Here is an 11,577-nt window from a genome sequence, read left to right as displayed (position 1 = left end):
AGTAAGTCCGATGGGCGGGTTCAGAATCGAAGCGGACCTGGATTTGTGTCAGGGCCACGCCATGTGCGAACTGGAGGCGCCCGCCTACTTCCGGGTACCTAAGCGGGGCAAGGTCGAAATCGTCGACCCCGAACCGCCCGAAGACGCCCGCGAGGAAGTCGAGCGCGCGGTCGATATGTGCCCAACGCAAGCACTATTCATCAAAGAGAAAGAAGACTAGGACAATGGCGTCACATTCGCGTGCAGACCTCGAGGCATGGGTCGACCGCTGGCTGCAGGCCAACAAGGACTGCGAAAAGGCCGGTGACTGGCGGCCGTTGGCCGACTTCTACACCCCAGACGCCACGTACGGCTGGAACATCGGGCCCAAGGAAGACGTGATGTGCGTGGGCGTCGACGAGATCCGCGACGTCGCCCTGGGCCTGGAGATGGAGGGCCTGGAGAACTGGGTCTACGAGTACCAGAAGGTGCTCATCGACGAGAAGCAGGGAGAGATCGTCGGCTTCTGGAAACAGATCGTCAACAAGGCCGACGGCACCCAGGACGAGATCTACGGCATCGGCGGCAGCTGGTTCCGCCTCAACAGCGACCAGCTCATCGAGTGGCAGCGCGACTTCTTCGACTTCGGCCACGTCGCGTACATGTTCGGCAAACTCATCGAGTCCGGGGACCTGAGCGAGGGCATGCAGAAGCGCATCGAACGCAGCCTCGCCGGCGAAAAGCTGCCCGGCTACTACCCGCTTGGCGAGGCACCCGTCCCGATTTGGTGACCGCTGACCTCGTCATGGCGGACCGCGGGAGCCAACCAAGCATTTGATTCGTTGCACGCGCTATGCTGACGCGACAAGGGTGCCTGTGGCACTCGTCACCCAGCTGGCCGGCATGAAGGGGCCGGTCAGCACTGATCGATTCAAAGGCGAAATGGGGTCAGGACCATCGTGAAGACAAAAGGCGCACTGATCTGGGAGTTCAACCAGCCCTGGTCTATCGAGGAAATCGAAATCGGCGACCCGCAGGCACATGAGGTCAAGATCCAGATGGAAGCCGCGGGCATGTGCCACTCCGACCATCACCTGGTCACCGGGGGCATCCCGATGGCCGGATTCCCGGTGCTGGGCGGCCACGAGGGCGCGGGCATCGTCACCGAGGTCGGTCCGGGAGTGGAGGACATCGAGCCGGGTGACCACGTGGTGTTGTCGTTCATCCCGTCGTGTGGTCAGTGTCCGACCTGTCAGGCGGGCATGCGCAACCTGTGCGACCTGGGCGCCGGCCTGCTGGGTGGTGCCGCGGTGTCCGACGGCACCTTCCGCATCCAGGCCCGCGGCCAGAACGTCTTCCCGATGACGCTGCTGGGCACGTTCTCCCCGTACATGGTCGTGCACCGTAGCTCGGTGGTGAAGATCGACCCGTCCGTCCCGTTCGAGGTCGCCGCGCTGGTCGGTTGCGGCGTCACCACCGGTTACGGTTCGTCGGTCCGCACCGCCGACATCCGCCCGGGCCAGGACGTCGCCATCGTCGGCGTCGGCGGGGTCGGCATGGCGGCGCTGCAGGGAGCCGTCAACGCCGGCGCCCGCTACATCTTCGCGATCGACCCCGTCGAGTGGAAGCGCGACCAGGCGCTCAAGTTCGGCGCCACCCACGTCTACCCCGACATCATGGCCGCGATGGCGGGCATGGCTGAGGTCACCTACGGCCTGATGGCCCACAAGGTCGTGGTCACCGTGGGCGAGCTGCAGGGCGCCGACATCGACAACTACCTGAACATCACCCAAAAAGGCGGCACCTGCGTGCTGACCGCCATCGGCAGCCTGCTGGACACCAACGTCACCCTGAACCTGGCGATGCTGACGCTGATGCAGAAGAACCTGCAGGGCACCATCTTCGGTGGCGGCAACCCGCAGTACGACATCCCGCAGCTGCTGTCGATGTACAAGGCCGGCAAGCTGAACCTGGACGACATGATCACCCGCCAGTACAAGCTGGAGCAGATCAACGACGGCTACCAGGACATGTTGGACGGCAAGAACATTCGCGGCGTCATCCGGTTCACCGACGCAGACCGGTAGACCGGCGGCTGCTAAGAAAATGACCGAAACCGCAGAGGCCCAGGCATCCCCGGCCCTGGCCGCGTCCCAGTCATCGTGGCGGTGCGTTCAGGCGCACGACCGGGCGGGCTGGCTGGCGCTGATGTCCGACGACGTCGTCATCGAAGATCCGATCGGCAAGTCCGTCACCAACCCGGACGGCACCGGGGTCCGCGGCAAGGAGGCCGTCGGCGCGTTCTTCGACACCAACATCGCCGCCAACCAACTCTCCATCACCTGCGAGGAGACCTTCCCGTCGAGTTCGCCCGACGAGATCGCCCACATCCTGGTGCTCAACAGCAAGTTCGACGGCGGCTTCACCAGCTCGGTGCGTGGCGTGTTCACCTACAAGGTCAATGACGCGGGCCTGATCACCAACATGCGCGGCTACTGGAACCTCGACATGATGCAGTTCGGCAAACAGGACTGAGCCGGCCCTCGAGCCACGGCGATCTTCCTAGCGGCGCGTGAAGATCAGGTGCACGACGCCGCTGGGGCTGCTCACCGACTCAAGGTCGAATCGCTGTTCGAGGCCCTCCAGCCCCGTCCACAACGACTCGCCGCGCCCCAAGATGATCGGCACCAGCGCGATGTGCATGTGGTCGACGAGATCGGCTTCGAGGAATTGGCGGACGCTCGACGGTCCCCCGCCCAGGCGAATGTCGCTGCCCCCGGCGGCTTTTCGGGCTATCTCAAGGGATTCCGTGGGACCGGCGTCGATGAAGTGGAACGTGGTGCCACCGTCCATCTCGATCGGGGGTCGTGGGTGGTGGGTGAGCACGAAGACCGGTGTGTGAAACGGCGGCTCGGAGCCCCACCAGCCTTTCCATTCCTCGCCGCCGTCTTGGCCGGTCCATGGTCCGCGCTGCGGCCCGAACTTATTGCGTCCCATGATTTCGGCGCCGATGCCCGGCGCCCATTGGCTGGCCAAGGCGTCGTCGATGCCGGTGGCCCCGCCCGACTCGCCGTGCATGGCGCGGAAGGTCCGCGTCGCGAAGAACCACTCGTGTAGCCGTCCGCCGGCGTGCCCGAACGGCGCGTCCATGCTTTGGCCGATACCCGTACCGAAGCCGTCGAGGGAAATCGAAAAGTTGTGCACGCGCACTCGTGACATGGTGAGGTCTCCTGAATACATCCGCGTTGTGGGGCGTCGCAGGATTGACCCGAGACGGCGGCCGAACTCATCGGTATGGTCACCGAGGTTGCTTCGCGGCGTGGCGCGAGGGCGACCACAGCCGCTGCTGCAATGTCGGCGCACCTATGCTGGGGCCCATGGCGTCGATCTTCACCAAGATCATCAACCGCGAACTCCCCGGCCGCTTCGTCTACGAGGACGACGACGTCGTCGCGTTCCTGACGATCGAGCCGATGACGCAGGGGCACACGCTCGTCGTGCCGCGCGCCGAGATCGACAACTGGCAGGACGTGGACGGGTCGGCCTTCGCCCGGGTCATGTCCGTGAGTCAGTTGATCGGCAAGGCCGTGTGCAAGGCCTTCCGAACCGAGCGCTCCGGCCTGATCATCGCCGGGCTCGAGGTGCCGCACCTGCACGTGCACGTCTTTCCCACGCGCAGCCTCAGCGACTTCGGCTTCGCAGGAGTCGACCGCAACCCGTCGGCGGAATCGTTGGACGAGGCCCAGGCCAGGATCAAGGCGGCGCTGGCTCAGTTGGCGTGAACCGGCTCGTGCGTCGGCACGTCACTGATGCGGGGCAGCATCACCCGGAAACGGCAGCCCTCGCCGGGCGCGGTGGTCACGCTGACAACACCGCCGTGCGCACGCACCAACGACTCGACGATGGATAGCCCCAGGCCGGTGCCGCCGCTGGCCCGCGCCCGCGACGAGTCGGTCCGATAAAACCGCTCGAAGACGCGCGAGGCGTCCTCCTGGTTCATGCCCGGACCCTGGTCCGCCACTTCGAGCACCGCGTGGTCGCCGTCGGTGCCCACCCGCACGGTGACGTCGGCGCTTTCCGGGGTGTGCTGCAAAGCGTTGGCGACCAAATTGCTCAACACCTGGCGGATCCGCGCCTCGTCACCGAGCACCTCCGGGGTGCCGGGCCCGTCGAGGACCTCCATGGTGATGGTGCGCCCGGGGTCCATCGCCTGCCCGTCGTGCACGGCATCGCTGGCCAGCGCCAGCAGATCCACCCGATGGTGTTCGAGGGGGCGCTGCACATCGAGGCGGGCCAGCAGCAGCAAGTCGTCGACCAGTAGGCCCATCCGGGACGCCTCGCTTTCGATCCGCGACAACAGCATCGCGACGTCGCGGGCGGCGCCCTGCCGATACAGCTCGGCGAAACCGCGGATGGTGGTCAGCGGGGTGCGCAGTTCGTGGCTGGCGTCGGTGATGAACCGCCGCATCCGGTCCTCGGAGCCGCGAGCCTTCTCGGCGGAGGACTCCGAGGACGCCAGCGCTTGCTGAATCTGCGCGAGCATCCCGTTGAGCGCCTGCGACAGCCGGCCCACCTCGGTGCGCGGATCTCGTTCTGGCACACGGCGATCCAGCTGGCCGGAGGCGATCGCCGCGGCGGTCCGCTCGACCTCGACCAGCGGCCGCAGGCTGCGTTGCACCACCGCGAAGCTGGCGATCCCGACCACGGCCAGCACCGCCACGCCGATGCCCATCTGCAACCAGACCAGCGAGGTGAGCGTGTGCTGGACGTCGGACAGGTCGATCGCGACCGTGGTCAGCCCATGCGGACCGTGCACCGAGACGGCCCGCCACTGAATGTCTGAGCCGTTCACTGACGGCAGCGTCGTCGGGTTGGGGCCCACGTCGTTGTCGGCTGGTAGCGCCGGTTCGGCGTTGCGGTCGTTGATGGCCGTGAACGGGGTGCCGTCGGTGCTGACGCCACGCACGTAGAACTTCGACGGCGGCCGGCCCGGGTCGGGACCGTTGAAGGACGGCGGCGATTGCCGCCGCGGGGCCTGCGCCCAGCCGCGGGACGCGTCGAGCAGCGTGGAGTCGATGCGGCTGACCAGACTGTGTCGCAGGATGGACGTCACCGCGACGCCGGAGACGGCGAGGCCGCAGGCGACCAGGGCCAGGGTGGCGGCGACGAGCCCTATCCGGAGGGGCAGTCCACGTGAAGGCTTGCTGACCATCTACCTACTTCTTCGCTACCGCTGCTCACCGCGGGCCCGCTCAGCGCGGTTCCCGCAATACGTAACCCACTCCGCGCAGGGTGTGCAGCAGCCGCTTTTCCCCGGTGTCGATCTTGCGACGCAGATACGACACGTAGGACTCGACGACATTGACGTCACCTCCGAAGTCGTAGCGCCACACGTGGTCGAGGATCTTCGGTTTGCTCAACACCGTGCCGGCATTGATCACAAAGTAACGCAGCAGCGTGAACTCGGTCGGCGACAGCGATACCGGCTGACCCGCCTTCCACACTTCGTGCGTTTCCTCGTCGAGCTCAATGTCGGCGAAGGTCAGGCGCGCGCTGCGCGGTTCGGCCCCGGCTTTGCCCGCGCGGCGAAGGATGACCCGCAACCGGGCGACGACCTCTTCGAGACTGAACGGCTTCGTGACATAGTCATCGCCGCCCAGCGTCAAGCCGGCGATCTTGTCCTGCAGGGAATCCCGGGCGGTCAAAAACAGGGCGGGGGCGTCGATGCCGTCTGCGCGCAGTCGTCGCAGCACCCCGAAGCCGTCCATGCCCGGCATCATCACGTCGAGGATGACCGCGTCGGGACGCGCCTCGCGTGCCCGATCGAGGGCCTGGGCGCCGTTGGTTGCGGTGTAGACCTCGAATCCCTGGAATTTCAGGCTGACCGAGAGCAGCTCGACGATGTTGGCTTCGTCGTCGACCACGAGGACGCGAGCCTCGGATTTCGTGTCGCTGGGGGTTGCCGATGTCATCAGATGCCCATGCCCCTTACTTGGCGTTTGCTATGTGAAGGTTGTGCGCTTCCTGAATGGTCAGTGCCAACAGACTGATAGTAGTCTGCCAGGAGTCATCGCATTGCCTTGGGACGTAAAGCCCTTGCTCGGTTTGCGTCGTGAATAGACTCTTGGAATGAACCTCACCAAAAGCATCGTGTCGGCTGCGACCGCGCCCGCCCGGGTGGGACTCGCCGCCGCGGATGCGGGTTTGAGCGTGGCGAGCGCGGCCGTCGGCGTGGCGAAGCGGGCCGTGGGTGAGAGCGGGGCCGCCGGCACCACCGCGATGACGTCGATGCTCGGAATCGACGACGCGATCGTCCGGGCCAATCGACTGGCCAGGCTGCTCGACGATGACGCGCCGCTAGGCCGGGCCGTAGCCCCCGATGGCCCGATCGATCGCTTGCTGCGCCCGGGCGGGGTGGTCGACATGCTGACGTCGGAAGGCGGCCTGCTGGACCGCCTGACCGCCGAGGGTGGCGCCCTGCAGCGCACCCTGCAGCCGGGTGGGCTGGCCGATCAGCTGGTCGCCGAAAACGGTCTGATCGAGCGGCTGCTGGCAGAGGACGGCCTCGCCGACCGGCTGCTCAGCGAGGGCGGGCTTATCGACAAGTTGACGGCAAAGAACGGACCGCTGGATCAGCTTGCCGACGTCGCCGACACCCTGGCTCGGCTGACGCCCGGGATGGAAGCGCTCGAGCCCGCGATCGCCACCCTGCAGGACGCGGTCATCGCGCTCACCATGGTGGTCAACCCGCTGAGCAACATTGCCGACCGGATTCCGCTGCCGGGCCGCCGGCGCCCGTCGTCGCGCGCCGTGCGCTCGGCCGGTGTGATCGACAGCGACCGATGACCGATTAGGCTGGGTCCGGTTTTACCCCGCCTCCTTAGCTCAGTGGTAGAGCACTCGCCTTGTAAGCGAGCGGTCGTCAGTTCAATCCTGACAGGGGGCTCTCACTGAATATGCCGCCGCACCGCACGAGCGTTATGGCTAGGTGGCGCAGCCGAGCTGGCCGCAATGGGCGGGCAACGGACCTTTGCTACTTGTCAGAATTACTGAGCGACGGCCTAGCCTTTGGCGTTGCGCCCCTTTGCTTTAGCTAGAGTTCCCCCGCGTCGTAGGCCTTCTTGACTTCCGCCGCATGCGCCACCTGCTGGGCACTGTAGCCGATGAGCAGCGCCACGCCACAGACCAGCAAGGCGACGCCGGCCAGCCATTGCAGGCCGTAGGTGTAGCCGTGGTCCAGCGCATGCAACTGGGGGGCGTTCATGGACTTCACTGGCCCGGTGGTGCCGCCGAGTTGCAGCGTGCGCCACGTGATGACGCCCTGGATAACGGCCAGCACCATCGGCCCACCGAGGCGGGACAGCATGAGCGAGATCGCCGATATAGGCCCAATCTGGTCCAAACCGACGCTGGCGATCAGCGAAAGCGCGAGCGGCACATTGATCACGCCGATTCCGATACCGGAGATGACGAGGGGCAGCACCAGATTCGGGAAGTACGGTACGCCCCGATGGAGCGTCGACGCGTACAGCACCGCGCCCAGCACGACTAAGCCGCCGAAGATCACCACCACCCGCGGCGGCAACGACATCACCAACCGCGACGACACGCCCGCCCCGACGCCCACCGCGACGGCGAACGGGATGAACGCCACGCCCGCGCGCAGCGTGCTGTAGCCCAGGATGTCCTGCACATATACGCCGATCAGCAGGGTCAGGGTGAACATCACCCCACCGGCCAGAAACATGGCCGCGAACATGGCCAGCCGGTTGCGATCGAAGAACAAGCCGAAGGGCACGACCGGGTTCTCTGCCCTGCGCTCCACCACCACGAACGCCATGAAAGCGCCCAGGGCCACCACACCCGAACCGATCGTGACCGGCGACAGCCAGCCTTTCTCCGGTCCCATCGAGAAGCCGAGCACCGCCGCGGTAAAGACCAACGTCGCCAACCCAGCCCCAGCCGCGTCGAGCTTTGTCCGCTCTTTTTGCGTTTCCCGCAGCGCGGTGTAGGCCAGATAAAGCACCACCAGCCCGATCGGCACGTTCACCAAAAACACCAACCGCCACGACACCTCGGTGAGCAAGCCACCCACCACCAGACCCAGCACCGAGCTGAGACCGCCGATCGCGCCCAACACAGCCATCGCAGTATTGCGCAACGGCCCCTTCGCGAAAGTGGTTGCCACCAGCGCCATCCCGGTTGGTGCGATGATCGCGGCGGACACGCCCTGCAGCAGCCGCGCCAAAACGAGGACGCCCCCGTTCCAGGCGATGCCGCAAATCGCCGAGACGATGGTGAACAGCGCGACGCCGATGATGAAGGCGCGCTTGCGCCCGATGGTGTCGCCGAGACGACCGCCCAGCAGTACCAGCCCGCCAAAGGTCAGTACGTACCCGGTGATCACCCAGCTCCGTCCGACATCAGACAGGCCCAGGTCGTTCTGGATCCTGGGGAGGGCGACGACCGCGATCATCCCGTCCATCGTGGCCATCAGCTGCATGCCGCCGATCGCGATAACCGCGGCGACAAACCAGCGCGGCGGCAGCCTGGTCGGGAAGTCTTTGTTGGTCTGGCCTGCGGTGGTCGGTTTGACGGGCATCGGACTCGTTTCGCGCGTTGTGTCGTCCAGTGATGTACTGCCACTCTGCAAGAGCGGCGAGAGTCGGCTTAGCGGGCACCCTACGGAATCTGAAGAGTTGTTATCCGCGAAATTGGCCAGATAAACATGCTGGGTCACCGAGTAAGTCCGAATGGGCGTCCGGTTGCACCGGGGCAGTCAATCCCTGCAGGCACGTTAGGCAGCGGACTCGGAGCAGTTGTTCCCGTTTTCGGTGGGGCTACGTCGGTAAGTAGTGCCGGGGGATGGCCCCTCCGACCCGGGTGCAGTTATTGGGCACATGTCCAATGTGTACCAACACGGGGCGCTGGGCGCCGCGCTGGACGACGTCCCCTCTTTGTTTCACCCCAGGTTTCCCGTTATCGAACACCCTCCCAAAGTTCGAATGGCTGCATAGCCAAACTTCCAGTTCGCCCTCGTGGAATCCCTGCCTTCCAGCCGACAAGGCGAATTGACAATGTCGCAAATTGGCTGGCGCTGCTGCCGAATCCGGTGACGAGCCGCGGCTGCGCGACGGCCTGGGCAGTCTTTCTGCCAGCGCCAAGACAGCGTGATTCGTCAAGTTATCGAATAATCATCGCGCCGTTGACGCAGCCCTGTCGGGATTACGCTTTCGTGGCGCTGTCGCGTTCTTTCGCCTAGTCAGATTGAGCTTTGCACGGCCCAAGCTGCCATGTCGTCCTTTTGCGTCAGCCAGACTGTATACCTGAATTGGCAACTTGCCGTACGGAGCCGTTTTACTTGCGTCGCCTAATCCCGTGGTGCCCGGCCGACGCGCCAGGCGGGCCCGAGATTGCACGGTGAGGAACAAAGTGCCGCAGGCAGCCCAATTAGGCGTGCGTAAAGTATGGCGGCGAAGTGTGCCCACTGCGACGAGTTGACGCGCACAGCGGGCGGTTGTGGTCGGTATCCGCGCACGCGACTGCACGGCTGAGTGAAGTGAAGTGGGGGCCAGCGATTTTGCCGCCGCTCCAAACAGCGGCTGCTGCCGAGCAATGCACCGCAGCGACGCCACTGGCGCGCTGGAGATTTTCCTCAGCGCGCGTTTGCTGATTCGTCAGCGAGGGTCATGCGCGTTGCACGCAGCTCCGGCGAGCCCCGAATAGTTCAGCAGTTTGGGAAGCCTTGGGCCCGGCGGATGTCGCCCGCCGCAAGATCGAGAAACGCGAGATCCATAGTGACGGAAGCGTAACCGGCTCACTCCTACGGCGCGGCATAAGTTGGGCAGAAGCCTCAGAGTCTTGTCAGAACTTTGCCGAAACGCCGGACCCAGCTCGTTGGGCAGCAGTAGGGTTGGTTTCCCTAATCGACTCATGTCTGCGCGGGGCGGATGGCGGCGAGCCGAGGCAATGGGAAGTTCATCTTCGGGGGTAGAAGAATGCAACTTGATGGCCGAGCCTTACCGCTGACGCGCGGACAGCTAGACATCTGGCTCGCGCAGAAAACGGGTCGCTTCGGCGCGAAGTGGCAGCTGGGCGAACTTCTGCGAATCGATGGCGCGGTAGACCCGGATTTGCTTCAGCAGTCGATTGTTTACGTGCTGCGTGAGGCCGAACCACTTAGGGCTTCCTTTTTCGAAATGGACGGCCGGGTTTTCCAAAAGCTGGTCGACTACCCAGATGTTGAGGTCGCTCGCTATAACATCATTGGTGCGCGGGATCCCGCAAAGGACACCTATCGGCTTGCATCATCGATTCAACGCACGCTGATGCCGCTCGACGGTCCGCTATTCAAATTTGCATTGTTTCAGACCCGGGCCGAAGAATTCTACTTATTCGCGTGTTGCCACCATATAGTGGTCGACGGAATCGCGCTCACTTTTGTCTGTCACCGCATAGCGAACGTCTATTCTGCATTGGCTGCAGGTGAGCCGATCCCAGCTGCTCTTTTCGGACCGCTACGCGACTTGATTGATTGCGAATTAGAATACGAAGCGTCCGGCGATTATATCGATGACCAGGCTTATTGGAGGAGGAATCTTCCGCCGGAAACCGAACCGAACTACCGACCGGCACACTCAACGGTGGACGGGGATGATGAGGCTTCCGAACCGGTTCAATTGGACTCTTCTTTCGTTGCAGGTGTGCAAGCGTTATCACAAACCTTAGGGGTGCGTCGATCGTCAGTAATTACGGCGGCCTGTGCCCTCTTGGTACGCGCGTTCGATACTGAGAGCCCAGAGGTGGTCCTCGACTTTCCGGTGAGCAGGCGTGTTGATCCGAGAACACAGACGGTGCCCGGGATGGTTTCCGGGTTCCTTCCGCTGGTACTGAAAGCTTCTCCGGAATCGCAGGTCGCTAGTTTTTGTAAAGTCGTCGACTCGCGAATGCGCGAAGCGCTAAAACATCAGCGGTTCCCGGTGCACGCTATTGATGACAAGACACGTCTCGGCGGGTCTGGGCAGGCGTCGAACCGGGTAGCCGTCAACATAATTCCCGCGACGCACACCGGACATTTCGCCGGCGCTCCGACAACGGGAACCCTCACCCATGCCGGCCCGTTGCATTTTGGTCTGGTCTTTTTCCGGGATGAAGATCAGCTTTTTCTCACCACCGTCGGTGACGGTCAATTCTTTTCGAATTGCGACGTGCGAGACCTGGCCGAGCGGCTAGAGCGGCTGTTGGCGGCGATGACCGCCGATCCGAGGCGGTTGTTGTCGTCGATCGGTGTGTTGGACGCCGGTGAGCACGCCCGCTTGGATGCGTTTGGTAATCGGGCGGTGTTGGGTCGGGCGGGTACGGGGGTGTCGATTCCGGCGGTGTTCGCTGCGCAGGTGGCGCGCACCCCGGAGGCGGTGGCGGTGGTGTGCGCCGAAGATTCGATGACCTATCGCGAGCTCGATGAGGCGTCGAATCGGGTGGCACATGTGTTGGCCGGCCGCGGTGCGGTCCCGGGACAGTATGTGGCGCTGGTGTTTTCGCGGTCCACCGAAGCGGTCACGGCGATTTTGGCGGTGTTGAAGACCGGGGCGGCTTATC

Annotated in this window: 9 protein-coding genes, 1 tRNA gene and 2 pseudogenes; 8 read left to right on the top strand and 4 right to left on the bottom strand. The window is 64.4% G+C overall.

All coding sequences use genetic code 11. From position 1 onward, the window contains the following. The first annotated feature begins 10 nt into the window (after positions 1-10). From A5753_RS00115 to A5753_RS00100, 4 genes are all read left to right on the top strand, one after another. Positions 11-220 (top strand): ferredoxin, encoded by a 210-nt coding sequence (locus A5753_RS00115; RefSeq protein WP_067121702.1) that lies wholly within the window; start codon positions 11-13, stop codon positions 218-220. Between the two features lie 4 nt (positions 221-224). Next, positions 225-770, top strand: coding sequence for a hypothetical protein (locus tag A5753_RS00110; protein ID WP_067121700.1), 546 nt, complete (start codon positions 225-227; stop codon positions 768-770). Positions 771-938: 168 nt separating this feature from the next. Continuing rightward, on the top strand, positions 939-2,066 hold the full coding sequence (locus A5753_RS00105; protein ID WP_067121698.1) for an NDMA-dependent alcohol dehydrogenase: 1,128 nt from the start codon (positions 939-941) through the stop codon (positions 2,064-2,066). 19 nt (positions 2,067-2,085) lie between these two features. Then, positions 2,086-2,514: a ketosteroid isomerase family protein gene (locus A5753_RS00100; protein ID WP_067121692.1), complete on the top strand. Its 429-nt coding sequence runs from the start codon at positions 2,086-2,088 to the stop codon at positions 2,512-2,514. A gap of 27 nt (positions 2,515-2,541) precedes the next feature. On the opposite strand, the gene A5753_RS00095 is transcribed toward A5753_RS00100, so the two are convergent. Then, on the bottom strand, positions 2,542-3,198 hold the full coding sequence (locus A5753_RS00095) for a dihydrofolate reductase family protein (RefSeq protein WP_067121967.1): 657 nt from the start codon (positions 3,196-3,198) through the stop codon (positions 2,542-2,544). A gap of 158 nt (positions 3,199-3,356) precedes the next feature. On the opposite strand from A5753_RS00095, the gene A5753_RS00090 reads away from it, so the two are divergent. Beyond that, positions 3,357-3,761 (top strand): HIT family protein, encoded by a 405-nt coding sequence (locus tag A5753_RS00090; protein WP_067121689.1) that lies wholly within the window; start codon positions 3,357-3,359, stop codon positions 3,759-3,761. Here A5753_RS00090 and A5753_RS00085 read toward each other — a convergent pair. Together A5753_RS00085 and phoP are read right to left on the bottom strand one after the other, a co-directional pair. Further along, a pseudogene (locus A5753_RS00085) lies at positions 3,733-5,191 on the bottom strand (sensor histidine kinase). The gene A5753_RS00090 and the pseudogene A5753_RS00085 sit on opposite strands and share 29 nt — an antisense overlap. A 40-nt stretch (positions 5,192-5,231) precedes the next feature. Further along, a complete protein-coding gene (gene phoP / locus A5753_RS00080) occupies positions 5,232-5,951 on the bottom strand; it encodes a two-component system response regulator PhoP (protein WP_067121683.1) in 720 nt (239 codons plus the stop codon). 157 nt (positions 5,952-6,108) lie between these two features. Here phoP and A5753_RS00075 point away from each other — a divergent pair, with 157 nt between their 5' ends. Together A5753_RS00075 and A5753_RS00070 are read left to right on the top strand one after the other, a co-directional pair. Continuing rightward, the gene (locus tag A5753_RS00075) at positions 6,109-6,825 is read left to right on the top strand and encodes a hypothetical protein (protein WP_067121680.1); all 717 of its coding nucleotides are present in this window, start codon (positions 6,109-6,111) and stop codon (positions 6,823-6,825) included. A gap of 28 nt (positions 6,826-6,853) precedes the next feature. After that, positions 6,854-6,925, top strand: a tRNA-Thr gene (locus A5753_RS00070). A gap of 147 nt (positions 6,926-7,072) precedes the next feature. On the opposite strand, the pseudogene A5753_RS00065 reads toward A5753_RS00070, so the two are convergent. Next, positions 7,073-8,625 (bottom strand): annotated as a pseudogene (locus A5753_RS00065) (MFS transporter). A gap of 1,352 nt (positions 8,626-9,977) precedes the next feature. Here A5753_RS00065 and A5753_RS23475 point away from each other — a divergent pair. Continuing rightward, positions 9,978-11,577: condensation domain-containing protein (locus tag A5753_RS23475; protein ID WP_156655833.1), on the top strand; the 1,600-nt coding region annotated here is incomplete at its 3' end.

The organism is Mycobacterium sp. 852002-51971_SCH5477799-a (assembly GCF_001667145.1).
GTDB lineage: Bacteria > Actinomycetota > Actinomycetes > Mycobacteriales > Mycobacteriaceae > Mycobacterium.
The sequence above is the reverse complement of the archived record's forward strand: the minus strand, read 5'-3'. Positions and strand labels throughout refer to the sequence as shown.

Coding starts and splice junctions, on each gene's coding strand:
- phoP (WP_067121683.1), bottom strand. CDS start 5,951: ATGACATCGGCAACCCCCAGCGACACGAAATCCGAGGCTCGCGTCCTC.
- A5753_RS00110 (WP_067121700.1), top strand. CDS start 225: ATGGCGTCACATTCGCGTGCAGACCTCGAGGCATGGGTCGACCGCTGG.
- A5753_RS00095 (WP_067121967.1), bottom strand. CDS start 3,198: ATGTCACGAGTGCGCGTGCACAACTTTTCGATTTCCCTCGACGGCTTC.
- A5753_RS00115 (WP_067121702.1), top strand. CDS start 11: ATGGGCGGGTTCAGAATCGAAGCGGACCTGGATTTGTGTCAGGGCCAC.
- A5753_RS00100 (WP_067121692.1), top strand. CDS start 2,086: ATGACCGAAACCGCAGAGGCCCAGGCATCCCCGGCCCTGGCCGCGTCC.
- A5753_RS00075 (WP_067121680.1), top strand. CDS start 6,109: ATGAACCTCACCAAAAGCATCGTGTCGGCTGCGACCGCGCCCGCCCGG.
- A5753_RS00090 (WP_067121689.1), top strand. CDS start 3,357: ATGGCGTCGATCTTCACCAAGATCATCAACCGCGAACTCCCCGGCCGC.